This window comes from Enterobacter sp. CPE_E863 (genome assembly GCF_046521465.1).
GTDB classification, from domain to species: Bacteria; Pseudomonadota; Gammaproteobacteria; order Enterobacterales; family Enterobacteriaceae; genus Enterobacter; species Enterobacter adelaidei.
In genome coordinates, this window is the sequence record NZ_JBKFZX010000001.1 from 1,571,840 (window position 1) to 1,597,595 (window position 25,756).

A 25,756-nucleotide genomic window follows, 5' to 3' on the forward strand; every position below is an offset into this window, starting at 1 on the left:
TTACGAGGTTTCTATGCTGTCGCGTCGCCAGGGTCGACTCAGCCGTTTTCGCAAAAACAAACGCCGCTTACGTGAGCGCTTGCGCCAGCGGATCTTTTTCAGAGACAGAATGATGCCAGAAGCGATGGATAAACCCAGAGTGGTGGTGCTGACCGGGGCGGGGATCTCCGCCGAGTCAGGAATTCGAACCTTCCGCGCGGCGGACGGGCTGTGGGAAGAGCACCGCGTGGAGGATGTGGCCACACCGGAAGGCTTTGCCCGCGACCCGGATCTCGTGCAGGCGTTTTACAACGCCCGCCGTCGCCAGCTTCAGCAGCCTGAGATTGCGCCGAACGCGGCGCATTTGGCGCTGGCGAAGCTGGAAGAGGCGTTGGGCGATCGCTTTCTGCTGATTACGCAGAATATCGACAACCTGCATGAGCGGGCCGGTAACCACAACATCATCCATATGCACGGTGAGCTGCTGAAAGTTCGCTGTGCCTGGAGCGGTCAGGTGCTGGACTGGAAAGAGGACGTGCTGCCAGAGGATAAATGCCACTGCTGTCAGTTCCCCGCGCGGCTGCGTCCGCATGTGGTCTGGTTTGGTGAGATGCCGCTGGGGATGGATGAGATCTACAGTGCGCTGGCGATGGCAGATGTGTTTATCGCTATTGGCACGTCAGGCCATGTCTACCCGGCGGCGGGGTTTGTTCACGAGGCGCGGCTGCATGGTGCGCATACGGTCGAACTGAACCTGGAGCCAAGCCAGGTGGGAAGCGAGTTTGAAGAGAAGCACTATGGCCTGGCAAGTACGGTCGTACCGGAATTTGTCGACAAGCTGCTGAAAGGGCTGTAATCCAAAAAGGCACCCGTTTCCGGGTGCCTTTTTGTTATGAATTAAAGAACGCCAGCGTTTTCTCCAGCGACTTAGCCTGTTCGTCCAGCGAGAGGGCAGCCGCAGAGATTTGCTGAACCAGAGAAGCATTCTGCTGGGTCGTACTGTCCATTTGATTGACGGCAGTGCTCACCTGGCTAATTCCCCGATTCTGCTCGTCCAGGGCCTGAACCATATCGTTGATCACCAGATGGACATGCGATACGGCCTCAATGACCTGTTTCATCATGACCCCCGTCTCATTGACCAGCTCAACGCCTTTGCTGACGCGACCTGACGACTCGGCGATCAGCTGAGAGATCTCTTTAGCCGCGTTAGCGCTGCGCTGGGCAAGATTGCGGACTTCACCTGCCACTACCGCAAAACCGCGTCCCTGTTCGCCAGCCCGGGCCGCTTCAACGGCAGCATTCAGCGCCAGGATATTGGTCTGGAAAGCAATGCCATCGACGATGCTGTTAATCTCGCCGATCTTACGTGCGCTCTCATCAATCTCTCCAATCACAACGACCACGTCGTTCACCAGTGTTTCCCCGTGCCCGGCGAGCGTGGCGGCGCGGTCGGTCAACGTTGTCGCCTTATGCGCATTATCGGCATTGTTCTTCACCGTGACCGAAATCTCTTCCATGCTGGCGGCTGTTTCAACAATCGCTGCCGCCTGTTCTTCGGTACGTGAAGCGAGATCAAGATTACCCGCCGAAATTTCGCTGGTGCCGCCGTGTACGGAATGGCTGGCTTCGCTGATATTGTCGACGATGCGCTTGAGCTGCATCTGCATAGTGTGCAGCGCGTAAAAAATACTGCTGGTATCCCCGGGACGAACCGGGATGGTATTGTTCAGATCCCCTCGGGCAACAGCCAGGGCGATCCCCGCGGCATCTGCCGGTTCGCCTCCAACCGGACGGTCAACTTTACGGGTAAATATCTGTGCCATCACCAGACTGACGGCAACGATGCTTAACACCATCAGGATGATAGCTTTCAGTAAAAATGCCCTTGCTTCGGCCATCACTTCGCTGACCGGTGTGACAATAGCCAGTTTCCACGGTGTCTGACTGTTGCCGATAACAATGTCCTGCTAGGTGATAAACACTTCTTCTTTCAGTAGCGGATCGTCCGCCCGGATGACGTCATTACCGGCAATCTTGCCCGCGTAAGGCTTGCCTGTGGCACGTTTGTCCGGACTGGAAACCACGTTATTACCCGCGGAGAGGAGCAGGGCATAACCAGTGCCGTTCCACGGTTTAATCGCCCCGATCATCGACTGCAGCGTGGCAAGCGAGAAGTCAGAGGTGACTGATCCCAGGAACTGACCATCACGCATGATGGGCGCGGCAATCGAGGTAAGCATCACGTCCACGCCGTTGTAGGGATAAATATAAGGTTCGATGATCACATCTTTATGCCGTTGCTTCGGCAGCAAATAATAATCGCCGCTGCCCGGCGATTCGAAATCCGTCAGCAAGTGCAATGCGGGTTTGCCGGTGGCGTCGCGGTCGACGTAGCGGGCGTAACGCCCGGCAGGGTCTTCACCGCTCTGCCCGGCAAAAGTGGCGTCTTTGTCGTCGAAAGCGTTGGGTTCAAAGGCCATCGACATGGAGAGAAACTGTGGGTGAGCCGAGAGATAATGGGTGAGCAACTGATTGAGGCTCTGACGATCGGTTACGCCCGCCTCGTGCAGCGCCAGAGCGCTGTTGCCCATATCCCGGGCGGCTGACAGGGCGGAATCCAGCTGTTTGCTGACCTGCAAAGACTGCACTTCGGCAATTTGCCGGATATGTTTTTTGGCGAGAATGTCTTGCTGTGCCATCCACTGCCACATCATAAACCCGATCGTTGCGGTAAAGCCCACCGTCACCGTGAGGAAAATGGACAATAGCATCAACGTCTTGACTCTCATTTTTTGTTTTCGGACCATGGCGTCTTTCATTCTCATCTCCCGTAATGTTGTGCATGTCGGGCAGGCACACATTACTTATCGGATATATCGCCTCCTTTCTGTAGAGTACCAGGTATATTTAATTTAAATTTCAGGATTTCAAATCCTGTTAGTTAGTGTGGATGCTTTTATTTTGTGCATTCAATCAAAATAGTACTCGATAATGCTCGTTATCGTCGTGTAGAAAGAGGATGCTAATAAATATAAAGTTGTAGAGGAGGATGGGATATGTACGGATTTATCGCGCGACAACCCATTTTTAATCCTGATATGAATACGGTAGCTTATGAGCTGCTTTTCAGAGATGGGATGACAAACCGTTTTCCGGATGTGTCGGCGGAATATGCCACCTCCAGAATGATATCCGACCAGTTTTTATGTGTGCCCTCTCAGCGCATCGCCGGGGCGCATGTGTCGTTTATTAATTTTCCTTCCAGGATGGTCATTGACCGCAGTGGAGAGGCGCTTGATAAAGAGAAAGTGGTCATTGAGATCCTGGAAGATGCTGTTCCAGGGGAAGATCTATTGCTGGCTGTCAGGGAAATGCATGCGCACGGATACCACTTCGCACTTGATGATTTCACCCTTGCTCCGGAGTGGGATGCTTTTTTACCCTATATTTCAATACTGAAATTCGATGTCAGAAATTATTCCTTAGCGCAAATTAAACAGTATCTGAATGAACGTAAACACCTGACCGGACATATTAAATATCTCGCTGAAAAAATTGAGACTAAAGAGGAATTCAAACTATACCGGGATGAAGGTTTTTCTCTTTTTCAGGGATATTTTTTCTGCCGTCCGGAGGTGATTAAATATAAAAGATTATCGCAAAATCAGCTGGCTATTTTCCGTCTGCAAATGGAAGTGGGACGCAATAAACCTGATTTTCGGATCATCGAGTCGTTGATAAAAACCGATCTCACCTTGTCGTATAAAATCATGCGCTATATGAAGCACACCGCATTTAAACATGTCGGCGCCTGTAATTTCAGTAAGTTAACCCTGAGTGAAGTGCTCAGATATCTCGGGGAAAACCAGCTCAGGCGGTTTGTTGCCGTCGTGCTCCTGGCGAGTGCGGGGAATGATACCGTCAGCGAGCTTTACCCGTTGAGCATGATGCGCGGAAAGTTCTGTGAACTGATTGCAGAGAAGATGAACGAACCGACGCTGGCTGAAAATGCCTTCATGTGCGGTCTGTTTTCACTGCTTGATACTCTCCTTGAACTGCCGATGGCTGAGCTGATGAAGCAAATCGCGGTGCCACAGAGTGTGAGCAATGCGCTGTGCCATCATGAAGGGCAGTTATCGGATATGGTTACGCTTTGCCGTTATTATGAGCAGCAGCGGTGGGACGATGCGACCAGAGTTCGTCAGGCGCTTGGGCTGTCAGATGAGGATGTGGTCGAGGCAATGCGAAGGGCAACACTCTGGGCGGGGGAGAATGCCGTGAGTTAAACGCTTCCTCACGCCGTACAGACGGCGTGAGGAAGAACGCGGTGTGTTTATCTGCCCGCTTTCAATCTCTGGTAGTACTCCTCGTAAAGGCGGCTGGCGTCACCGACATCGTTTTGCCATTCACCTTTGCTGATGGTTTCGGCATCCGGGTAGAGCGACTTATCATTAGCCACTTCAGGCTTCAGCAGCTTGCGTGCGGCCAGGTTGGGCGTCGGATAGCCAATCGTCTCAGCAACCTGTTTAGCCACGTCCGGGCGCAGCAGGAAGTTAATCAGCTTCAGAGCACCATCCACGTTTTTCGCATTGGCAGGAATTGCGAGACTATCCATCCAGAAGATACCGCCTTCTTTCGGCCAGACCACCTCAAGCGGCGTACCGGCCTGGCGGGCGACATACGCTGAGCCGTTCCAGACCATGCCCAGGTTCACTTCACCTTCCATATACGGGTTTGCCGGGTTATCAGAGTTGAAGGCCGCCACGTTAGGCATCAGCTTTTTCAGCTCGGTATACGCCGCTTCAATCTCTTTTGGATCCGTCGTGTTGCCAGAGTAGCCCAGCTTGCGGAGCGCAACCTGGAATACCTCGCGTGCGTCGTCGGTTAACAACAGGCTACCTTTATACTCCGGTTTCCACAGATCGGCCCAGCTAGTCACCGATTTCGGATCGACGGCCTCGCTGTTAACGCCAATCGCAGTTGCTCCCCAGATATATGGAATGGAGTAGTCGTTATTTGGGTCGAACGGCTTGTTGAGCATCTCAGGATCGAGGTTTGAAAAATTGGTTAGCTTCGTTTTATCGATCTTCTGGATCATGCCCTCTTTGCGCATTTTATCGACAAAGTAGGTGGAAGGAACCACCAGATCGTACGCGCCGTCTTTGTAGGTTTTGAGCTTGGCGTACATGGTTTCATTCGATTCGTAGGTCGAGTAGATAACCTTGATGCCCGTCTCTTTGGTGAACTGTTCCAGCAGGCCCGGCGGCACATATTCGGTCCAGTTATAGAAGTAGAGCGTTTTGCTGTCATCAGCGTGTGCCGCACCCATGCCAAGCACCAGCGCCGCAGCGGCGAGCATTTTTTTCATTTCATTGTCCCCTGAGATTTTGTTTTATCACGAGCAATAACCTGGCTGGCGATCACCAGAACCAGCGAAAACACCAGCAGAATGGTCGCCAGCGCGTTCACCTCAGGTGAAACGCCGACTTTTACCATCGAATAGATTTTCAACGGCAGAATTTCATAGCTCGGCCCGGTCACAAAGGAGGAGACGACAACATCATCCATCGACAGGGTAAAGCTGAGCAGCCATCCAGCAGCCACGGCGGGCATCGCCAGCGGCAGGATGATTTTGCGCAGGATGGTCATCTCGCTGGCGCCCAGATCTTTCGCCGCCTCCAGCATGCGCACGTCAAAACCTTTCAGGCGCGCAAAGACGGTCACCACCACAAACGGCAGGCAGAAGGTGATATGGGAAAACAGCAGTGACCAGAAGCCAAGCTGAACGCCCAGCAGCATAAACAGCACCAGTAGCGAAATCGCCATGACGATATCGGGTGACATCATCACCACAAATAGCATGCCGCTGACGAACGGTTTGCCGCGAAAGCGATAGCGGTAGAGCGCCACGGCGGTAAGGGAGCCAATCAGCGTCGCGAAGGTGGCGGAGAAAATCGCCATCGTCAGCGAGTGCTGAGCGGCCTGCAGCAGGCTGTCGTTGTTCATCAGCAGGCTGTACCAGTTGGTGGTAAACCCCTGCCAGTTAATCCCGAAGCGCGAACTGTTAAACGAGTTCACGATCAAAATGATAATCGGGATATAAAGGTAAGCGTAAATGGCGGTCATAAAACCGCCGCGAAGCAGTCGACCGATCATTCGAGTTCTACCTTCTTGTTCAGCAGCCTTGAAGCGCGCCAGTAAATCAGCAGCATCAGGCCCATTACCACCGTCAGGGTAATGCTGGTGGCCGAGCCGAACGGCCAGTCACGGATGTTGAGGAACTGGCTTTTAATGACGTTACCAATCAGCAGGTTTTTCGCTCCGCCCATCAGGTCAGAAACGTAAAATAGCCCCATCGCCGGCAACATCACCAGCAGACTGCCCGCGATAATACCGGGCATGGTCAGCGGGATGATAATGCGGGTAAAGGTCTGCAGTTTATTGGCACCCAAATCTTTAGCCGCTTCAAGCAGGGGTTTATCCAGCTTTTCAATGCTGGAGTAGAGCGGCATGACCATAAACGGCAGCAGGATATAGACCAGTCCAACGATCACCGCGCCCGGCGTAAACATGATGCGCATTGGCGTATCAATCACCCCCAGCCACAACAGAAACTCGTTGAGATAGCCTTTAGTACTCAGGAAGATTTTCAGCCCGTAGATGCGAATGAGCGAGTTGGTCCAGAAAGGCACTATCAGTAAAAATAGCAGCACCGGGCGGACCTTTTGCGGCAGATGCGCCAGAAACCACGCAAATGGATAACCGAGCACCAGACAGGCAACGGTGGCGAACAGCGCCATATTGAGTGAATGAAGAAGCACGTCAAAATAGAGCGGATCGAGCAGGCGCGCGTAGTTTTCCAGCGTAAAGACCAGCGAAACGAAGTTTGTATCGTCACGGGTCAGGAAGCTGGTGGCAATGATCATCAGGTTGGGTAAAAAGACAAATAACACAAGCCAACCGACGATAGTGGCAATCACCACATTCTGGAATTTACTTGTGTTCTTCATCAGCCAGTACAACCTCCCAGCTTTCTACCCAGTTGATAACCATTTTCTGGTCGAGAGAGTGGTCGAAGTCAGGATCATCCTCATTAAAGAACTCGCTGACCATCACCATTTTGCCGTTCTCCAGTTCGACGACGGATTCCAGCGTCATCCCTTTATAGTTCCGCTCGCGGATATAGCCGATAAGCCCCTCAGCCTCCGTATTACCGTGAATTTCATCGACACGCAGATCTTCCGGCCGCAGCAGAACGTTGAGTTTTTGTCCCTTTTCGACGGGGAAATTCACCGTGATATTGCACTCGCGACCTTCAACACTGGCGCGCACGCGCTGGTCGTCCAGACGTTCAATCACCGTGGCATTGAAGATATTGATCTCACCAATGAAGCTGGCGACAAACAGATTTTTCGGCTCTTCGTAGATTTCGCGTGGGGTACCGTCCTGTTCGATTTTGCCGTCGCGCATGACCACGATACGGTCCGACATGGTCAGCGCCTCTTCCTGGTCGTGGGTCACGAACACAAAGGTAATGCCAAGCTTGCGCTGCAGGGCTTTAAGCTCGTTCTGCATCTGCTTGCGTAATTTGTAATCCAGTGCTGAAAGAGACTCATCCAGCAGGAGCAGACGCGGTTTATTCACCACGGCGCGGGCGATGGCCACACGCTGCTGCTGACCGCCGGAAAGTTGATGGGGCTTACGCTGTGCGAACTCTTCCAGTTGCACCATACGCAGCGCGTCAGTGACACGCTGAGGGATTTCGCCGGCCGGCGTTTTTTGCATGCGCAAACCAAATGCCACGTTCTCGAACACGGTCATATGCGGGAAAAGCGCATAGCTCTGAAAGACGGTGTTAACGTGACGATCTTCAGCGGGGACCTGGGTAATATCCTGGTTTTCAAGATGGATTGTGCCGCTATCGACATTTTCCAGCCCGGCAATAAGGCGTAGTACGGTTGTCTTGCCGCAGCCAGAGGGGCCCAGCAGCGTGAGGAACTCACCGTCATTGATGGTCAGGTTGAGCTCTGAAATGACCTCTTTACCATCAAAACTCTTACGAATTCGTTCCAGTTGCACCAGCGGTGAACGTGAACGGGATTGTGTATTCAATTTTTGCGCTGTCCCATATAGACGCCTCAGGCAGCAGACTGAAGCGGGGTTTGTGTGTAACCACCTTGGTGACTCGTAATGAGGGCGGACATTCTACGGTAAACCACTGGAATCGCCAATCCTTGTCACTGATTCATAAGCTACATTTACTAGCGTATAACGATATAAACGGAATCTATGGTCACTCCCGTTTTTGCAACACCGATTTTGACGATAAGTTGGCTTGCTTGAATCTATCCGGCGTCTGAATGGGATTTTATTCCCGCGCCTCGATGAGTTCCGCGCCTGATGAACCTCCAGAAAATATACGGCTTCAGCGAGCCTTTCCGTTTTACAGGTTCCTCAACAGGCCGGTGGGCCGTTTGTATCATCAATATCAGTATTCGCAAAACCAGATGAATGATTGTTTAAACTGGTGTATTTCTGCCTTTATGCTTCGTAAGTTTGCTGTCGCGCCGTCAGTGCCCAGGCTATTCTGGCCAGCTTGTTTGCCAGAGCACAGGTGACGACAAAGTTGCTTTTCCGACACAACAACTCCCTGACCCAGTCGGCCAACTTGCCAGACTGGTGTTCCAGTTTTTGTATGAATACCCTGGCACACTGAACCAACAAAGTTCGGATCTTTTTGTTGCCCCGCTTGCTAATCCCTAACAATGTCGTCCGACCTCCCGTGCTGTACTGTCGGGGTACCAGCCCTGTTGCCGCCGCAAAGTCACGGCTGCTGGCGTACTGCTTCCCGTCGCCAATCTCAGTTGAAATAGTACTGGCAGTCAGCGTTCCAACGCAGGGAATACTCAGCAAGCGCTGTCCAACCTCATCTTCGTCCAACTTTCGTTTCAACTGAGATTCCAGATCTTTAATCTGCTCAACAAGATAGTGATAATGCTGTTGTAATTTCAGCAGTAACTGGCTGAGATAAAGAGGCAAACTACTGTCCTCAAGAAGGGTACTCAGTCGACTAATAACGGCAGCACCTCGCGGAACGCTGATACCAAATTCCAGCAGAAAAGCATGCATCTGATTAGTTGTTTTCACCTTATCCTGAACCAGGGATTCACGGACACGATGCAGAGCTCGCATTGCCTGCTGAGATTCGGTTCTGGGCTGCACGAAACGCATAGATGGACGTGATGCTGCTTCACAGATAGCTTCAGCATCAACGAAGTCATTTTTGTTGCTTTTAACGAATGGGCGGACAAATTGCGGTGATATCAGCTTTGGAAAATGCCCTAACTCTGCCAGCTTGCGTGCCATAAAGTGAGAACCGCCACAGGCTTCCATCGCGATGGTTGTTGCTGGGCATGTCGCCAGAAATTCGATTAGCTTTGGTCGGGTGAATTTTTTACGGTAAACGGCCTTCCCACGATGATCCTGACAATGAATATGGAAAGAGTTCTTACCCAGATCGATACCAATAAGCGCAATGTTTTCCATGATGGTTCTCCGAATGAAAGCCTGTCCTCAGCATAGTACTGGGAAGGAGGGAGTGACCATCTCATTAAATATTCTCGTTTGCGGGATAAAAGTGACCTGACGCAATATTTGCGTTTTGATGCTTATTGATAATGTTGTCACAAAAAGTGAGGGTGACTGCATGGATAAATTACTTGAGCGTTTTTTACAGTACGTTTCGCTGGATACCCAATCTAAACCGGGTGTCCGCCAGGTGCCGAGCACCGAAGGCCAGTGGAAGTTATTAAACCTGCTTAAAGAGCAGCTTGACGCCATGGGGCTGGTTAACGTCACGTTAAGCGATAAAGGCACTGTGATGGGAACGCTGCCTGCAAATGTCCCGGGCGATATTCCGGCGGTTGGTTTTATCTCCCATGTCGACACCTCTCCGGACTTTAGCGGCAAACACGTGAACCCGCAGATTGTTGAAAACTACCGCGGCGGTGATATTGCGCTGGGCATTGGTGATGAAGTGCTCTCTCCTGTGATGTTTCCGGTGCTGCACCAGTTACTCGGCCAGACGTTGATCACCACCGACGGGAAAACGCTGCTGGGGGCAGATGACAAGGCGGGGATCGCGGAAATCATGACCGCGCTGGCGGTACTGAAGGGTAAAAATATTCCACACGGTGATATCCGCGTGGCATTCACGCCTGATGAAGAGGTCGGAAAGGGGGCGAAACATTTCGATGTGGAGGCCTTCAACGCGAAGTGGGCTTATACCGTCGATGGTGGTGGTGTAGGTGAGCTGGAGTATGAAAACTTCAATGCCGCATCGGTGACGATCAAGATTGTCGGGAACAATGTTCATCCAGGCTCCGCCAAAGGAGTGATGGTGAATGCGTTGTCGCTGGCATCACGCATTCATGCGGAAGTACCTGTAGAAGAAAGCCCGGAGCAGACGGAAGGCTATGAAGGTTTCTATCACCTGACCAGCATCAAAGGCACCGTAGATAGCGCGCAGATGCACTACATCATCCGCGATTTTGACCGCAAAGCGTTTGAAGCGCGCAAGCGTAAAATGATGGAGATCGCGAAGAAGGTTGGGAAGGGCTTGCACCCTGACTGCTATATCGAGCTGATCATCGAAGACAGCTATTACAATATGCGTGAGAAGGTGATGGCGCATCCGCATATTATTGATATCGCCCAGCAGGCGATGCGCGATTGCGACATTGAACCGATCTTAAAACCGATTCGTGGCGGCACTGATGGATCCCAGCTGTCATTTATGGGGTTGCCTTGCCCGAACCTGTTTACCGGTGGCTACAACTACCATGGCAAACACGAATTTGTGACGCTGGAAGGGATGGAAAAAGCAGTGAAGGTGATTGTGCGGATAGCGGAGTTAACCGCGAAGCAGTAAGACATTGCCCGGTGTCGCTACGCTTACCGGGCCTACGATCAGAATGTAGGCCGGGTAAGGCGCAGCCGCCACCCGGCGTTAAGGCAAGGAATGCCCATGTCAAACTATCGTCGCCTCTACATCCCCGGTGGAACCTGGTTTTTCGCCGTCAACCTGCAAAACCGCCAGAGTGATTTGCTTACCCGCCATATCAATAGCCTGCGTTCCGCCACTTCAACGGTTAAACGAGCTAAACCCTTCACCATCAACGCCTGGGTTATCCTTCCTGAACATATGCACTGTATCTGGACCTTACCGGAAGGAGACTGTGATTTTTCGGCTCGCTGGCGGGATATCAAAAAAACGTTCAGTCGTAACATTGAAATGCGTCACATCTGGCAGTCGCGCTTCTGGGAACACACCATCCGTAACGAAGAAGACTATCGGCGGCATATGGATTATATCTACATCAACCCGATGAAGCATGGTTATGTTAGCAAAGTTATCGACTGGCCGTATTCAACGTTTCATCGTGAAGTACGGGAAGGGTTGTATCCGGTGGATTGGGCTGGAGAGATTGAGGATTTTGCAGCGGGTGAGCGCAAATAATAATGCCCGGTGGCGCTGCGCTTACCGGGCCTACGGGATCGAGCTTTTGTAGGCCGGGTAAGGCGCAGCCGCCACCCGGAAAATGTTTACAACTCAGTCCTCAAAGAACCAGTACCCGCTGTTTACAAGCGCAGAGAGCATCGCGAGGAAAGAGGGATCTTCCAGCGCATCGCCGAAGGTATCAGCAGTCAGCACCAGATGGCTGGCGATGGCGTCGAGGGCAGGACGGTGTGGTGAATCCAGCTTCTCGCCATTGACGAACACCTCTTCGCCAATCCGCAGAACGCGCAACCCGCCCAGACGAACCAGCTTGTCGCCCTGTTGCAACGCATCATAAATTTCATCGGCCTGATACGGAGGTTCTGGCGGCGCAACGTCCAGCTCATGACGCGACTGGCTGATAAACTCACCAAACCACTGACGGAAATGTTCGGGCTCGTTGATCAAATCCAGCATCATGCCGCGCAGTTTATCCAGCTCTTCTGGCAGAATATCAGCCGGGTGCTCGCGCGCTGGGACATCGGGATCGCTGTAACGATAACTGCCCAGCTCGCGTTGCAGAACATAGTCGGCAAAACCGCTGATCATCTCGCGACCGCTTGGTGCACGGAACCCGACAGAGTAGTTCAGCGAATTTTCCAGTGAATAACCTTCGTGCGGGAATCCAGGCGGAATGTAGAGAATATCCCCCGGCTCCAGCTCTTCGTCGATGATCCCTTCAAAAGGGTCTACCTGCAGCAGGTCCGGATGTGGGCAGTGCTGTTTCATCGGCACTTTTTCGCCCACGCGCCAGCGGCGGCGGCCAGTTCCCTGAATGATAAATACGTCGTACTGATCCAGATGCGGACCCACACCGCCGCCAGGTACGGAGAAGGAGATCATCAGATCGTCCATTCGCCAGTCAGGCAGGGCACGGAACGGACGCATTAATGCGGCAGTCGGCTCGTGCCAGTGGTTGACCGCCTGCACCAGCAGTGACCAGTTGTTTTCACCGAGATGATCATAGCTTTCGAAAGGACCGTGGCTGACCTGCCATTTCCCGTCCTGGTGGCTGACCAGGCGGCTGTCGACTTCGTTTTCCATGGACAGACCGGCCAGTTCGTCTGGAGAGATGGGGTCGATAAAATTACTGAACCCGCGTTTCAGAACCACCGGGCGTTTTTGCCAGTAACGTTCGATAAACTCAGGCCAGTTAAGTGTTAAGTGATAGTCCATATTTTTTTATTCCGCAGGCTCTTACTGACTCGGATTATAACGGAAGCTCAGGAGCCTGGGTGCGAGATCCTCGCATTTTTCACATAACGGGTTAACTATCGTTCAATATGGGCTGCTGACGACCAAAAATCACTTCCATTCTGGCGCCGCCCAGTAAGCTATCACCGGTTTCGATGTTGCCATCGTACTGGTCGACAATCTCACGTGCGACGGATAATCCCACTCCCTGGCCGGGACGCAGTGTGTCGGCACGCTGGCCGCGATCGAACACCATTTCACGTTTATTAAGTGGAATGCCCGGGCCATCATCTTCAACAATAATGTGCAGTTCGTTCTCTGTCTGACGCGCCGACACTTCTACAAACTCCAGGCAGTACTTGCAGGCGTTGTCGAGCAGGTTCCCCATCGCTTCCATAAAATCATTTTTCTCGCCGACGAAGCTGATCTCTGGCGAGATATCGAGGCTGATATTTACCCCTTTTCGCTGGTAAACCTTGTTCAGCGCAGACGTGAGGTTGTCCAGCAGTGGCGCTACAGGATGTAATTCGCGGCTTAATAACGCGCTACCCGAGCGCATACTGGCGCGATGCAGATAGTAGCCAATTTGCTGAGAGATACGGCTGATTTGTTCAAGCATCACCGGTTCAGCATCATCGACGCTGAGTTTTGAACTGCGCATTGAACGCAATGTGCTTTGCATTACCGCAAGCGGTGTCTTGAGGCTGTGCGTCAGGTCGGTAAGTGTGGTGCGGTATTTGTCATAGCGTTCGCGCTCGCTTTTCAGCAGGCGGTTGAGGTTCCGCACAAGGCTTGTCAGTTCACGCGTGGTTGCAGGGTTGAGCTTTTCACGGTGGTGTTCTTCCAGTTCGCGAACCTCTTTCGCCAGTGATTCGATGGGGCGCAAGCTCCACCACGCCGCCACCCACAGCAGTGGGATCACCAGCAGCAGATTCGCGGCCAGAACATAGATGAACCAGCTCCAGACCATATAAGAACGTTTCAGTTCCACAGGAATGGTGTCGATCACTACGATGGTCAACTGCGGCATGTTCAACGTCGCCGGATAAAGATTGATTGCAACTGAGTGAGTCATTTCCGTTTCGGCATCATCGGCGCGGATCTCATTCAGTTTCTGTTGCAGAGAGCGATCTTCACGAATCAGCGAGCTGGTGGTATTGAGATCGGCTTCAATTTCATGAAACCCGTTGGTTTTAAGCCACTCCGGACGAATGCTGTTGACCAGCCAGGGGATATCGCGCTGTGCCCAAAGCAATTTTCCCTTTTCGTTATAAATCAGGGCCAGCGTTGGACTCTGCTGGTTGAGGTTTTCCGGCATTTCAACGGTGATTTTGTTGTTTTCCCACTTTGCCAGGGTATAAAACAGATTACTTTCACCGCGCAACAGCCGGAAGGTCGTTTTATCGAAGCTGACGCTGTAGCCCACCAGCGCCACCATACCGTACGAAAGCGACAAGACCAGGACAACGGCGGCCGTTGCCAGTAAAAAACGAACCCGTAGCGAGAGGGGCAGTATGTGGCGCAAAATCCGTCTCATTTAGCGTAATTCGAACAGGTAGCCCTGACCACGAACGGTGGTGATCACGTCCTGTGAGTACTGCGCCTGAATTTTCTTACGCAAACGTCCCATTAGTACGTCAATGGTATGGCTCTCGCGCAGTTCAGCATCTGGATAAAGCTGGAGCATTAAAGAATCTTTGCTCACCACTTTGCCGTTGTTACGGATCAGCGTTTCCATAATGGTGTATTCGAAGGCGGTCAGCTTGATCACTTCATCGTTGATGGCTAATTCCCGCCGGGAGAGATCAACCTGGAATGGAGGGATAGAAATGACCTGCGAGGCCAGCCCGCTGTTGCGGCGTAACAGCGCCTGCATGCGCGCCGCCACCTCTTCAATATGAAACGGCTTGGTGACGTAATCATCTGCACCCGCACTGAGCACTTCGACCTTGTCCTGCCAGCCTTCACGGGCAGTCAGAACCAGAACCGGGAGAGAAACATCATGGCTGCGCCAGCGACGAATTAACGACAAACCGTCTTCATCAGGTAACCCTAAATCGACGATGGCGATATCCGGCAGGTGTTCATTGAGATAATAATCGGCTTCTTTTGCATCTTCGGCATCGTCCACCTGATGTCCCATCTCCTGAAGCTGTACTTTCAGGTGATGGCGTAGCAATGCATTATCCTCAACAACCAATACGCGCATCATCTCTTCTCCCTAAATTAATGGTATGAATAGTTTAACGCTGATTATGGAGTTTGGAACCAGCGTCATGAAATTAAATGACTTTTTTAATACTTCCAATCCCTTGGGGGCGTCCTGGGGGCAAAGCTGTCGGCATCTGATTGTTCAGCATGTTGACCTGATCCTGGTTCATATCTCCGATCCACTTCGAATACACCTCGTACACCATACGCGCATCCTCATGACCCATCTGGCTGGCGATAAAGGAAGGGTTAGCACCAGCCATAAGCGTCCAGCAGGCGTATGTGTGTCGGGACTGATAAGGATTTCTCTCACGTATTCCCGAAAGTTTAGTGCCCCGTTTCCATCCATACGAAATCGAGTTTTTGGAAAAAAAGCTCTCATTCACTGACGATTTCTTTTCAGGAGAAAACACAAAACGCAGATTTTGCGGCTCTGTTTTGCCGATTTCCCGGTGATGGAAAATGATCTGCTGCCTTGGGTTATTGCCGGTGATTTCGAACTGCTCTAGCAGCGCATCATGAGCAGGCTTAAGCAGTGTAATCGTTCTGATGCCAGCATCTGTTTTCGGCGGCACAAATACCCGTTTGTTTGTCAGGCTTCTTGATACGTGAATCTCACCTTTTCTCAGATCGATATCCTCCCACGCCAGAGCACAAATCTCGCCGGGCCTCATCCCCGTGTGGACGGCTACAATGATGATCAAAGCCAGTTTTCGGGGAAGGGCGGCAATCAGTGCCTGATACTCATGAAGTAGAAGCGGATCGGGGTCTGCCTTAGATAGCTTGAGCCTGGATACGCCCTCATAAGGAGCGTGTAATATAAACTGACTGCGATTCGCAAGCTTCAGCATTTCTGATAAAACCGCCATCTGTTTATTGACTGTTGAGGGCGCGCGTCCCTTTTTAACCAGATTAGGCATTGATGGGTTTAATACGCTGCCGGTCAGCAGCTCTTTACGGTAATTCAGGATATCGGCATGCTGAATATCAGCCAGAGGAGTATTTTCTCCCACAACGCGCTTCAGGGTGTTAACTGCAGATGTGAGAGACTGCAGTGTTGCCCCTGACACCTCCAGCGCTTTTGTATCAATGAAAAAATCGCTCAGCTCTTTAAACGTCGTGATCCGCTTAGTTGATGAGAATTTTTTAAGAGCCTTCGATTCAGGAAAGCGCGCTGCGTAGTCGAACTGGCCGAACTGGATCTCACTCACGATGACGGCGCGAAGGTTTCCCGCCTTCTTGATGTTGCTGCTGTTAACCACCCAGCCACGGAGAACTTCGCGGCAGCGAATGCCGCGATAGGTAAACGTGATCCTTATTTTTCCGTTATGAAGTTCAACGCCGGTTGGAAAGTTCATCATGCTTCCTGAATAAATCTATTAATCAGCGGAAAGTTGTACCAGACCAAAGCGCGTTTGCTTTCTCCACCGGGTACCGCGGGTACTCGCTTAAAATGAATCCCTTCAATCCAGCATCCGAGGCGATAAGCTTTTATTTGCCTGTCATCCAGCCCCGTTTTCTCAGTGAGCTTTCCCGCCACCATCCACTCTTCATCAAAAATGATTTGCGCCATGCTTAACTCCATGACGCCGCCACGATACCGCAGCGGCAGATAGTAATTTGATTGTCAGAAATCACCGATCAAGCCCGGGCAGACATTGGAGGCTCCTGGCGCGGGTCATTGCCGTGGCCACGTAACTACGTGGGCGGTTTACAACCTCAACCGTAATTTTTCTCCCCTGGATCCTGATGGTGTAAAATGTCTGTTTGTCGCTGCGACCATGCTCGCCATATTTCTCAAAATGGCATTTGAGCGCGGCGGCGCATGCTGGCCCGCCGATGCTGTCTCCCTTGCTACGGTTAATCAGACGCACTGGGACCTTCCTGATGGTTGATCACGCTGCGGGCAAGCCCGGCGGCCATAGCCGGTAATTCCTCATACTGATTGCAATAAGCCGGGTTGGAACATAAGCCCTGCAGCGCTGCAATGGTCAGCTGCTGCAGGTAGGTCACAGAAAGAAGCGGAGCGTTTGTTTCAGATGCTGGTTCGGGCTCTGCTTTCGGCTTTGCAGTAACTGCCAGCGGATCGAGCACGACAGATTTTGGTGGTTCCGGTCGTCGGTATTCCACGATCGCATCAAGAGCGATTTTCTGACGAACGCTAATTTCATCGGACCAGCTATCCAGCATGGTGGTGGCCACGTCGTGGATCTCCTCGTCGGTGAAATCAGGAGACAAGCAAAATTCTGTGGCGGTGATATCTTCCATCAGTAGCGGGATAACATCGGAAACGAGCTGGCCGGTGCATGCCACCGCTCTCTCTGCCTCTTCTTTCCCCATGATGTCGGTGCGGCCAGAAATCAGGTCATTCAGTGCATGCAAAATTGAAATTTCGCGTTCGCCTGGTGCTGGTGGTACTTCCTGTTTTGTGACTTCATTTGAGGAGGTGGTCTTTATCAGTGCATCGACAGAGAAGACACCTCCTCCCAGGTTCTCCACCTTCGGCTGGTCCGTGGGCTGCTGCACTGGCGATGAGCTCTGAGCGAATGCCTCATTGAGTTCTTTGTCGAGCTGCGCAGCTTTGGCAGGGCAAACTGCTGGCGGCTGAGTTTCGCTAGGTATAGGCGGTTTGGTTTCAGCATTGTTTTTCTCCTGCTTGATGTTGCCGCATGCGATATCAACAGTTTTTTGATCCGGTTTAGCGTGGTTAGATTCGACGAGGTTGCGGTTAATGTAAGCACGCAGATCAACCGGCCTAAGATACAGGTCTTCCGGAGCGGTTTTAATCAGCGCGATAATGGCTGCGCGGGAGAAATCCAGAATTCCAGGCGTGCCACGTAATTTATTCCACCATGCAGAAAAGCGAGGGTCTGTTCCTGCACTTTCGATTTCTTTGGCGCGGCGCATAATTTCGGATGGTATGGCGTAGATATCGAAATCCATAGCAACCGAGAGAATACCAAGCGCGGTTTCCAGACGGAGAGTAGCGAGATTATGCACCAGGTCAGGGCTGCGATCGGTAGGGTTACTGCCGCCAAGGTTGGCTGATGTGTCTGGCTGGATGTCAGGGGATACGGGCTCACGTTTGGCGGCCGGAGTATCAATCCACTTAGTGATCCCTTTTTTGATATCAGGCCATTGCGTTGAAACCTTCATGGTTTTGCGCACCCACGCCAGTAATTCTTCCTGCCGCTCACCGCTAAGGGCAAACACTCGTGGCTCCTTCACAAAGGCCTGGGCCAGTTCACGCTGGAAGCATCCATCGTCATCATTATTTAAATCCACAACCTGGCCGTACTGCGAATCGGTGATTTCCTCCACTGCGCCGAATAGGGCAAGGCATGCCGCGCGGGAGTCGTGATCGAGGTTGCGTACAATCTTCATGCCCGCGGTACGGCCAGTTTCGATAGTATCGGTTTCTGGTTGCGGTGCAGCAGCAGGTTCACCTGCATTCACATTCCAGATAGCCACGGTATCGAAAAAATCAGACGAGAAAACATCCAGCTCAGGGCAGGGTAAATCCTCACGGTGCTCCCAGATTTTCACCTTAAAATAATCATCAATATGTTCAGGGTGTTCAGACGCCAGCTTGCCGAAAATAACAGCTTCAGCAATAGCTTTTGTGGCCGAGTTTACTGCTGTAGCAAGCGGTTTTAAGTCTGGGTATTTTTTCAATGCTTTATCTTTTGGGAAATAAGCACCGCCGAAAACTTTTAATTCAACAGACATAATTACCTCAATTAATTTTTTGGTGAATGATGTTTAGCGATATGGTTTTCGAATAACGCGCTTTACATTTTTTAACGCGTTACGCTTTTCTCTTTTTTCATTGCATTGCTCACATAAATAAATCGTGCGCTTAAAGGGGTATATGTCTGTTTTCCTTTCGTGCATTTCCGATTTTTTATATTTATGGCAGCAAACAGCGCAATGACAAATGATGTCATCCATATCAGTTAAGTTGTTGGCGTTTGTGATCATAATAAGACATGCCACAAGCGTTCTGCGCTTCTGCGAAGTTCACAGACAGCAAGCTAATGTGCTCAACAGCGCAAACAGGGCAATGAAACTCACCGAGCACGTAGCCACCGTCAAGCACGACTGTTACAGGGCCTGATGATGGCAAATGAACTACGCCTGAAATGGCACCGTTAATATTAAAGGTAGCAATCTCTTTATTTACGATAACGAGATTCAGCTCAACGGTTGTAATGCTTACTTTCATTTTAAACTCCAGAGTTCAGGGTGTGAAAATCCCTGCCGTTTAAGGCATAGGTTTTAGATTGGTAAAATTAAATTACTTTCAAATTATTTCGCCATTCCTGATGAGGTTGGCGATGCACAACGAAATTTCTGTATTTCCGTAATACTTTCCAGGCGGCATGGCATCCGGCAACATCACGAAGAAATACTGAAGTGACGAGTTTTCCCTGTGCCCAGGCAATTTGTTGTTCCGGTGTTAATTGTGTCTTATCCATATATGAACACTCCACTATGAAACCAGCTTTAAAAAGGGTGGTATATGCATGGACCACGGGAAACGCATATACCACCAAAACTACACGTAGCCTCATGTTGCGATTGCCCACAACTGGAAGCGCATTCCGCCAGTTAACAAACCGATCCCCATCAGTGAAAAGAAGAATGCGCTTACATGTTGTGGACGATTCATCTGCCCTGGTTCGGCGGCGCCACCTCGCCAGGGCAGATGTAAAGGGCAGTTACGCTGCCATGCGGCTTATTGGTCTGTGCAGGTATTTCAAGTCCTGCATCGCGGGGTTTGCTCTCCGCCCCAGGTTCTCCCCGCTATGCTTTAGCGCGCAACCTGAGAAAACCGCCTTCAAGACTTTGGCTTACGCCACATTCAAGAAACTGCCTGGACGAACTCGGAAAAGCTCAGTGCTTCTTCACCCTCAGCCAGACTGTTGAAATACTCTTCGTATGCTTTTTCCATCTCGAACCCCTGTTTGCTACTTTGCTTGGCTAATCACCCTTATCGCCGGGTAGGCGGAACGTTTACTGATTACTGCTGTTAAGTTTTGATAACGCTGATTGTTATTTAAACCTAACAAATCGTCAAGTTTAAATTTCGCAAAACCTAACGGAAGGGGTATGGAAAACACAAAAAGGCCGCTGCTGGAGCGGCCTATGGGGTGGAAAATTATTTGATGTCGAGGTTTTTGAGGATCTGCAGGATTTCTTCTTTGCTTTTGGTTTTTATGAGGTCATTGAACGTTTCATCATAGTCCTTGACCTTATCCCGCAAATTGATGATGTGTTGCTCTTTCTCTGCATTAGGAAGCTTATCGAAGAGCTCTAGAAGCTGATGCTGCTGTGGGGATAACAATCTGTAGGATTCGGCTGATGGTGGTTCATACCCCTCATCCCCCTTAATGATCCAGCCTGGCTCCACGTTCAGTGCTGCAGCTAGTTTGAATAGGTTATCGCCCCTCGGTGAGGTTTCATCACGTTCCCACTGAGAGATTGTGACATGGGCAACCCCAGCCTGTTTACCTAGGCTGCGCTGGGTATATTTCAAGGCAGAGCGTCGCTCTTTTATACGCTGACCGATCGTTTTCATAGTTCGGAAATCCTAACGCGCATTGACTCTTTTTTCCTTAACATATAAAGTTAGGAAAACTTACCAAGGAGAACCCAATGAAAACCGAAGATGTAATAAAACACTTTGGGAAAAAAGCCAATGTGGCGAGAGCTCTCAACATCGCTCGATCCTCTGTCAGTGAATGGGGGGAGTTGGTCCCCGAACGACGAGCCGCGCGACTGGAAAAGATAACGGGTGGTGCATTGAAGTACGACTCAGTTTTGTATGAGCACAAAGATAACCCAAAAGATTCAAAGGAGTCTGACTGATGGAAATCAAAAAGCTGGCATGCGAACTGGAGTCCTGGGCGCAGGAAAAGGGTTGGAAGACGGTCACGCAGCTGATAACCCCGCATCACTTTGGTGATTTGCTGCTGACACTCAATGACGTTACCGACCCTGACGAGTACGCGCGCCGACTGCACAACAACAAGCAGGTTATTCAGCGCGCCTTCAGAAACGATACGCCGAATTATCTCAAGCAGGCAGAGGCGCTGAGCTATGCGGTGCGCGCCGCGATTGATAACGAGCTGGAGCAGAAGGACTGCATGCTCTACCGGGCCGCCAGAGTGAACAAAGAATGTATCGAAGCTACCAACGCGGTATTCACCGGGAAACCGCAACCGGTAATCAGGCGTGAAACTCTGGAAGCGATAGACGCGCTGGCGCAGCTGGTGGGCGTAAAGGTTCAAATCATGAACAGCCATCGGGCTGCATAACGTTCTGGAGGCAACTATGCGTACTTCTCAGGAATTAGCGAGCGCACTGGCAGAGCGCATGAAAAACGCGATGAATAACCGACCCGCTCAGGAGCCAGTGGATCGCCGCGGTGAAATCATTCCAGGGAAGCGGTACCGCGACGAACGCGGGCGCATGGTGACTGTTTTACGTGCATCCCAGCTCCGCGTGTCATATCGCCGGGAGGGGCACACCGGCGTCAGTGAAACAGGGCGCCGAGAGTTTGAAATTAAGTTCACTGAGGTGAAGTCGTGAGCGTGAAATTATCTTCCTGGGTGTGGGACGGTTGTGCCGCACAGGGTGTCAAGGGCATAAAACTGCTGGTTATGGCTCGCCTGGCCGATTTTAGCTCGGATGAGGGAGTGTGCTGGCCGTCTGTTGCCACCATTGCCCGCCAGCTTGGGGCCGGGCGCAGCACTGTGATAACTGCGATAACCCAGCTTGAGGCAGACGGATGGTTAACCCGTACCGAACGTCGAAACGGCCAGCGCAGCGGCACTAATTTATACACGCTGAATGCTGAAAAATTACGCACGGCGGCAGCATATTTTCAGGGTTCAGATTCTGAACGTTCAAAATCTGGACACCCATTAAACAAGGGGTTAGCCAACCCTGATGATTCAGATTCTGAACATTCAGGTTCTGAACGTTCAAATCCCGAACGTTCAGAAAACGCGAATAAACAGGGTTCTCAGGGTTCAGAATCTGGACACGATCCGTCAGTAACTACAGATCCATCATTAAAACAGATCTCTTCGTCCGGAAATTCTGGCGAATCTCCAGACGGCGAAGATTCAGCCAAAAAAATACCTGCCACGAAAAAATGGGGCACACCAGAAGATCATCAATGCGCAAGCTGGATATTTTCCAGGATCCGAACCCTGTATGAACAAGCAGCCGAAACCGATGGTGAAGTTGCTCGCCCAAGAGAACCAAACTGGAACGCATGGGCAAACGAGATCCGGCTGATGCGCACTATCGACGGGCGCACGCACCGCCAGATTTGCGACATGTTCAAGCGAGTCCAGAGCGACCCGTTCTGGTGCCGAAACGTGCTAAGCCCCGCGAAGTTGCGTGAAAAATGGGATGACCTTGTACTGAAACTGGCACCTGTCGCTCATAGCGGAGTGATGCGCAGTTCTTTTGACGATGAATATTACAAAAACGACATTGAGGCCGCGGCAAAAGCGGGCTTCAGGGTCTGATCTAACTGAATTTTATCAGGAGAATATTTATGGAAACCGTACTTGATGCACTGAAAGCCATGAAAAAAGCGACATATCGCGAAGTTGCTGCCCGTCTGGATATCGAGCCTGTTGAAGCGCTGAACATGCTGCGCGAGCAGAAAGAACAGGGGTTATGTGATTTTTACGATGGGGCATGGTCTCTTGGTACCATGCAAGAGCAGGCCAGGCAACCGACCAAACCGCAGGTAGCGGCGTCAGCATATCAGGATCCGCGCCTGAAAGGTGATGAACCAGCACCGGTTGATGCTGTGACCATCCGCCAGCTGCTTGGAACGAGCGGCGCTATGACCACCGCGGCGCTGGCTGCAGCTGTAAATCGTAATGCCCGCGGCATGGTCTCTGTAATGCTGTCTTTTGAGCGCCAGGGCGTGGTTATCAAAAATGGGAAGGGGAAGGGCGTGACATGGTCTCTGCCTGGAGCCGGTGAGGCCGCAGGCGCTACAGCCGAAGCTGCGCAGCCAGAAAAAACAACTGCAGAAATTATTGAGACCATCCCGGCATTTGCTTCCCGTCCGGATGACCTGATTATTCCGTTATCCCGTTATATCTCCAGTGAAATCCGCCGAACAAAAGCGAAGCTGTCAAACCTGCAGCGTCTGCAGGGGGCTGTTCGGGAACTGCGCCGCCATAAGCATCTGCTGGAGGGGCTGGGGAATGAATAATTTACCGAAATGTCCTCAATGCGGCATGGCCCCTTCACTGAGGGTTCGCAGCCGGGGAATTAACTGGGGTTCAGCAGAGGTCCGCTGTTCGAACGGTTGCCCTGGCATCCGAGCGGGATTTTCGTTCCCGCCTGATGGTGAGGCAGCGGCCCGGCAGTTGCTTCAGGATAAATGGAAAGAGCTTGTGGGAGGAATCAACGATGCCACGACCAAAAACTCATGAAGAGCGCACGGTGATGATTAACCGGATTATCGAACTGGTGAAAGAGCAGGGCCGTATCACGACGAAGGACGTCGTCGCGATGTTTAACCTGCACCGAACCACGGCAGAGAAGTACATCCGGATCGCCGTGCAACGTGGAGAGCTTATCCGCTACGGTCGCTGCGGTATTTTTCGTGACGATCGCGCAATCATCGAATTTGACCTGAAGCGATTTTCGCACAGTAAGGCGGCAGTATGAGCAATATCAAAACCCATACCGGAACCATCATCACCAAAGATGGCGAGAAAACCGTGCAGTTGCGCGAGACTCCAACAACCCGGTGTGTTGGCCGCACTGAAACCTACCGGAAAACAGATGGCCGCCGTAGCGGCGCGCCGCTGACATCGCGCCGACTGATTCTGAGCAGCATTAAGCCAATCGAAGGCGGTACTGCCTGACCTCTTTAACTAGGGCGTGCTTTGTTGAAAAGTGATCTACAAAACGAAAGGTGGCGACAATACCTTTTTTCATTTCGGTTGGTTGACAAAATCGAGAAAGTGCGAAAATATATGGTTTACGAATTCCAAAAAAAGCGAAACTTGAAATGAGTGATCATCAGCTAGCACCTTGTTGGGAATTTCAGCCCTATCTCGCTGAAAAAAATGTCCGTCAACTGTTGGCAGAAATCGCTAACGTACTTGAGCAATTGTATTACCACAAGCACACCTTAGACAGCAATTGGTCTGAGGGTGTGAGAGCTTATGATTGGGTCAGAAATCATCTCATTCAAAGTGAAGGAACGATTCCAGGTCTTGAAATGGTATCGAAGGGTCTGGACTATGTAGTTGCTTTAAATAAAGTACCATTGCAATTCTCCAAAGACTGTATCAACAATCCCAAGAAGCGACATCGCCTCCTTAGAAACAAAGTCGAGTGCGAGCAACTTTCTTTATTCGGTGATGTAGAAGCCGAGCAAGATATTACATGGCGAATTTTAGCAGAGCCATTTATATCCGTAGAGGAAGATGGTGAGCTGGAATCAACACTGCCTCGTTGGGAGGTGGCGCTTGTTGGATTTAATGCATATGGTGCTCAGATAAGTATGATTTCACATCAATCTACTGCTTCAGTACCACTTATGCCTCTTGATTCCAATACCTTCCCAGACGAAGCTGAGATTGGTAAGGCGCATCTTCGTCGTCGTAACAAAGATCAAGATTTGGATGTGAGCAGCAATGGAACATCAGGTGATTGACTTCACTGATTATCGTGGGGATAAGCTCAAGCTAGCTAGGATGGCTGTTGGGCTTTCTTGCGAAGAGTTAGCAGAGAAAATTGGCAAAACAAAACAATTCGTTAGCAAGCTCGAGAAAGGGTTTAGACCATCAGAGCAAATGTTAGAGTTAATATCTGCCGCTCTAATGATTAAACCCGATTTTCTTTTTACTGAACGGAAGTATGCATTAGAAAGTGATGTATGCCATTTTCGTAGTAAGAAATCTCGAACTCAAACGCTGACTAATAGTGTTCTAGCTAGGGCTGAGATACTTAACATTATAATTTCTGCGGTTGAAGGAGAAATAGAGTTCCCTGAAGTCAGTATCCCGGAACATCCTGGAGCTGATCTGCTGACTCCTAATGATATAGAACGTGTGGCTGAGGATTGCCGCCGCGCCTGGAATTTAGGTCTGGGTCCAATCTCATCTATGGTTAAATTGGCAGAGAGTTTGGGCGTTATCGTAGCCCATGTTACAGGAGTAGATGACCGTGTTGATGCTTTCACTGTCCATAATAATCGGCCAGTTATCATTAGAAACAATGTCAAAAAAAGCATCTGCAGATTTCGTTCGGATTTAGGGCATGAATTAGGCCACTTGGTTATGCATGAAGGTATAACTACAGGTGATAAGCTGACTGAATCTCAAGCTGATCGATTCTCTAGTGCTTTGCTAGTTCCGCGGTTGTCCTTCATTAAGGAGTTTCCGCGGATCAGAGGGAAGCAATTTGATTGGAACGCCTTGGTCCAATTCAAATTAAGGTGGAAAATTAGCCTTAAAATGTGCATTTATCGAGCCAGTGCTTTGGGATTACTAACCCAAGAGCAAGCAAGAACAGGCTATATGCATCTGAACTCTAAAGGGTTTACAAAAGTTGAACCAGGTGATGAACTCTTACGACCCGAAGAGCCAAGTATGTTTGCAGAAGCGATCGATATGTTGGACGATGCAACATGGATTAAAATACTTATGAAAACTGGGTTGAGCCAAGAACTAATTAGAGAATTGTTCTCCGTTAATCGACCGATTTCGAATCCTAAAAATTTTCTCCAACTTGTGTGAATCATTCTTACAGAGCCCGCTG

The 25,756-nt window shown here is 50.8% G+C and carries 28 protein-coding genes and 1 pseudogene; 13 read left to right on the plus strand and 16 right to left on the minus strand.

Annotated elements, in window-relative coordinates:
- The first annotated feature begins 13 nt into the window (after positions 1 to 13).
- Positions 14 to 835 carry a Sir2 family NAD+-dependent deacetylase gene (gene cobB / locus ACLHV8_RS07645; protein ID WP_028019025.1) on the plus strand — a complete coding sequence of 274 codons (822 nt, stop codon included), beginning with the start codon at positions 14 to 16 and terminating at the stop codon, positions 833 to 835.
- 34 nt (positions 836 to 869) lie between these two features.
- On the opposite strand, the pseudogene ACLHV8_RS07650 reads toward cobB, so the two are convergent.
- Positions 870 to 2,801, minus strand: a pseudogene (locus ACLHV8_RS07650) (methyl-accepting chemotaxis protein).
- A 237-nt stretch (positions 2,802 to 3,038) separates the two neighbouring features.
- Here ACLHV8_RS07650 and ACLHV8_RS07655 point away from each other — a divergent pair.
- The gene (locus ACLHV8_RS07655) at positions 3,039 to 4,268 is read left to right on the plus strand and encodes an EAL and HDOD domain-containing protein (protein ID WP_208594619.1); all 1,230 of its coding nucleotides are present in this window, start codon (positions 3,039 to 3,041) and stop codon (positions 4,266 to 4,268) included.
- A 47-nt stretch (positions 4,269 to 4,315) separates the two neighbouring features.
- Here ACLHV8_RS07655 and potD read toward each other — a convergent pair whose 3' ends face one another.
- The 5 genes from potD to ACLHV8_RS07680 form a co-directional block, all read right to left on the minus strand.
- The gene (gene potD / locus ACLHV8_RS07660) at positions 4,316 to 5,350 is read right to left on the minus strand and encodes a spermidine/putrescine ABC transporter substrate-binding protein PotD (RefSeq protein ID WP_028019022.1); all 1,035 of its coding nucleotides are present in this window, start codon (positions 5,348 to 5,350) and stop codon (positions 4,316 to 4,318) included.
- Positions 5,347 to 6,138, minus strand: coding sequence for a spermidine/putrescine ABC transporter permease PotC (gene potC / locus ACLHV8_RS07665; RefSeq protein WP_014169603.1), 792 nt, complete (start codon positions 6,136 to 6,138; stop codon positions 5,347 to 5,349). The genes potD and potC overlap by 4 nt, the downstream gene beginning before the upstream one ends.
- Positions 6,135 to 6,992, minus strand: coding sequence for a spermidine/putrescine ABC transporter permease PotB (gene potB, locus ACLHV8_RS07670; protein ID WP_049007869.1), 858 nt, complete (start codon positions 6,990 to 6,992; stop codon positions 6,135 to 6,137). The genes potC and potB overlap by 4 nt, the downstream gene beginning before the upstream one ends.
- Complete coding sequence (potA, locus tag ACLHV8_RS07675) at positions 6,976 to 8,124, minus strand: spermidine/putrescine ABC transporter ATP-binding protein PotA (protein ID WP_208594658.1); 1,149 nt, start codon at positions 8,122 to 8,124, stop codon at positions 6,976 to 6,978. Before potA ends, potB begins: the two co-directional genes overlap by 17 nt.
- 399 nt (positions 8,125 to 8,523) lie before the next feature.
- Positions 8,524 to 9,528: an IS110-like element IS5075 family transposase gene (locus tag ACLHV8_RS07680; RefSeq protein ID WP_000427614.1), complete on the minus strand. Its 1,005-nt coding sequence runs from the start codon at positions 9,526 to 9,528 to the stop codon at positions 8,524 to 8,526.
- A gap of 160 nt (positions 9,529 to 9,688) precedes the next feature.
- Between ACLHV8_RS07680 and pepT the strand changes: the two genes are divergently transcribed.
- Together pepT and ACLHV8_RS07690 are read left to right on the plus strand one after the other, a co-directional pair.
- Entirely contained in the window at positions 9,689 to 10,912 is a 1,224-nt protein-coding gene (pepT, locus tag ACLHV8_RS07685) for a peptidase T (RefSeq protein WP_032666982.1), read from the plus strand.
- 96 nt (positions 10,913 to 11,008) lie between these two features.
- Positions 11,009 to 11,500: an REP-associated tyrosine transposase gene (locus ACLHV8_RS07690; protein ID WP_208594618.1), complete on the plus strand. Its 492-nt coding sequence runs from the start codon at positions 11,009 to 11,011 to the stop codon at positions 11,498 to 11,500.
- A 93-nt stretch (positions 11,501 to 11,593) separates the two neighbouring features.
- On the opposite strand, the gene ACLHV8_RS07695 is transcribed toward ACLHV8_RS07690, so the two are convergent.
- The 10 genes from ACLHV8_RS07695 to ACLHV8_RS07740 form a co-directional block, all read right to left on the minus strand.
- Positions 11,594 to 12,715 carry a cupin domain-containing protein gene (locus tag ACLHV8_RS07695; protein WP_208594617.1) on the minus strand — a complete coding sequence of 374 codons (1,122 nt, stop codon included), beginning with the start codon at positions 12,713 to 12,715 and terminating at the stop codon, positions 11,594 to 11,596.
- 91 nt (positions 12,716 to 12,806) lie between these two features.
- The gene (gene phoQ / locus ACLHV8_RS07700; protein ID WP_208594616.1) at positions 12,807 to 14,270 is read right to left on the minus strand and encodes a two-component system sensor histidine kinase PhoQ; all 1,464 of its coding nucleotides are present in this window, start codon (positions 14,268 to 14,270) and stop codon (positions 12,807 to 12,809) included.
- Positions 14,271 to 14,942, minus strand: a complete 672-nt coding sequence (phoP, locus tag ACLHV8_RS07705; RefSeq protein WP_208594657.1) for a two-component system response regulator PhoP — start codon at positions 14,940 to 14,942, stop codon at positions 14,271 to 14,273. It lies immediately after the preceding gene.
- A gap of 73 nt (positions 14,943 to 15,015) precedes the next feature.
- Complete coding sequence (locus tag ACLHV8_RS07710) at positions 15,016 to 16,302, minus strand: site-specific integrase (protein ID WP_208594615.1); 1,287 nt, start codon at positions 16,300 to 16,302, stop codon at positions 15,016 to 15,018.
- Positions 16,302 to 16,517 carry an excisionase family protein gene (gene xisR, locus ACLHV8_RS07715; protein WP_208594614.1) on the minus strand — a complete coding sequence of 72 codons (216 nt, stop codon included), beginning with the start codon at positions 16,515 to 16,517 and terminating at the stop codon, positions 16,302 to 16,304. Before xisR ends, ACLHV8_RS07710 begins: the two co-directional genes overlap by 1 nt.
- Positions 16,518 to 16,578: 61 nt before the next feature.
- Positions 16,579 to 16,818, minus strand: coding sequence for a DUF4060 family protein (locus ACLHV8_RS07720; RefSeq protein ID WP_208594613.1), 240 nt, complete (start codon positions 16,816 to 16,818; stop codon positions 16,579 to 16,581).
- Positions 16,805 to 18,673, minus strand: a complete 1,869-nt coding sequence (locus ACLHV8_RS07725) for an exodeoxyribonuclease VIII (protein WP_208594612.1) — start codon at positions 18,671 to 18,673, stop codon at positions 16,805 to 16,807. Before ACLHV8_RS07725 ends, ACLHV8_RS07720 begins: the two co-directional genes overlap by 14 nt.
- A gap of 223 nt (positions 18,674 to 18,896) precedes the next feature.
- The gene (locus ACLHV8_RS07730) at positions 18,897 to 19,169 is read right to left on the minus strand and encodes a hypothetical protein (protein ID WP_047747798.1); all 273 of its coding nucleotides are present in this window, start codon (positions 19,167 to 19,169) and stop codon (positions 18,897 to 18,899) included.
- Positions 19,170 to 19,236: 67 nt separating this feature from the next.
- Complete coding sequence (locus ACLHV8_RS07735) at positions 19,237 to 19,422, minus strand: hypothetical protein (RefSeq protein WP_142977694.1); 186 nt, start codon at positions 19,420 to 19,422, stop codon at positions 19,237 to 19,239.
- 683 nt (positions 19,423 to 20,105) lie between these two features.
- Positions 20,106 to 20,525 (minus strand): helix-turn-helix domain-containing protein, encoded by a 420-nt coding sequence (locus ACLHV8_RS07740; RefSeq protein ID WP_208594611.1) that lies wholly within the window; start codon positions 20,523 to 20,525, stop codon positions 20,106 to 20,108.
- A gap of 77 nt (positions 20,526 to 20,602) precedes the next feature.
- On the opposite strand from ACLHV8_RS07740, the gene ACLHV8_RS07745 reads away from it, so the two are divergent.
- The 9 genes from ACLHV8_RS07745 (at position 20,603) to ACLHV8_RS07785 (ending at position 25,734) form a co-directional block, all read left to right on the plus strand.
- Positions 20,603 to 20,815, plus strand: a complete 213-nt coding sequence (locus tag ACLHV8_RS07745; RefSeq protein WP_047749228.1) for a Cro/CI family transcriptional regulator — start codon at positions 20,603 to 20,605, stop codon at positions 20,813 to 20,815.
- Complete coding sequence (locus tag ACLHV8_RS07750) at positions 20,815 to 21,264, plus strand: toxin YdaT family protein (RefSeq protein ID WP_047747800.1); 450 nt, start codon at positions 20,815 to 20,817, stop codon at positions 21,262 to 21,264. Before ACLHV8_RS07745 ends, ACLHV8_RS07750 begins: the two co-directional genes overlap by 1 nt.
- A gap of 16 nt (positions 21,265 to 21,280) precedes the next feature.
- Complete coding sequence (locus ACLHV8_RS07755) at positions 21,281 to 21,538, plus strand: DUF4222 domain-containing protein (RefSeq protein ID WP_020884636.1); 258 nt, start codon at positions 21,281 to 21,283, stop codon at positions 21,536 to 21,538.
- The gene (locus ACLHV8_RS07760) at positions 21,535 to 22,488 is read left to right on the plus strand and encodes a helix-turn-helix domain-containing protein (RefSeq protein WP_208594610.1); all 954 of its coding nucleotides are present in this window, start codon (positions 21,535 to 21,537) and stop codon (positions 22,486 to 22,488) included. The genes ACLHV8_RS07755 and ACLHV8_RS07760 overlap by 4 nt, the downstream gene beginning before the upstream one ends.
- 29 nt (positions 22,489 to 22,517) lie before the next feature.
- A complete protein-coding gene (locus ACLHV8_RS07765; RefSeq protein ID WP_208594609.1) occupies positions 22,518 to 23,192 on the plus strand; it encodes a DUF1627 domain-containing protein in 675 nt (224 codons plus the stop codon).
- A 200-nt stretch (positions 23,193 to 23,392) separates the two neighbouring features.
- Complete coding sequence (locus tag ACLHV8_RS07770; RefSeq protein ID WP_208594608.1) at positions 23,393 to 23,653, plus strand: DUF977 family protein; 261 nt, start codon at positions 23,393 to 23,395, stop codon at positions 23,651 to 23,653.
- The gene (locus tag ACLHV8_RS07775; RefSeq protein WP_208594607.1) at positions 23,650 to 23,853 is read left to right on the plus strand and encodes a hypothetical protein; all 204 of its coding nucleotides are present in this window, start codon (positions 23,650 to 23,652) and stop codon (positions 23,851 to 23,853) included. The genes ACLHV8_RS07770 and ACLHV8_RS07775 overlap by 4 nt, the downstream gene beginning before the upstream one ends.
- A 146-nt stretch (positions 23,854 to 23,999) precedes the next feature.
- Positions 24,000 to 24,650 (plus strand): hypothetical protein, encoded by a 651-nt coding sequence (locus ACLHV8_RS07780; protein ID WP_208594606.1) that lies wholly within the window; start codon positions 24,000 to 24,002, stop codon positions 24,648 to 24,650.
- On the plus strand, positions 24,631 to 25,734 hold the full coding sequence (locus ACLHV8_RS07785; RefSeq protein ID WP_208594605.1) for a helix-turn-helix domain-containing protein: 1,104 nt from the start codon (positions 24,631 to 24,633) through the stop codon (positions 25,732 to 25,734). Before ACLHV8_RS07780 ends, ACLHV8_RS07785 begins: the two co-directional genes overlap by 20 nt.
- The last annotated feature ends 22 nt before the right edge of the window (positions 25,735 to 25,756 follow it).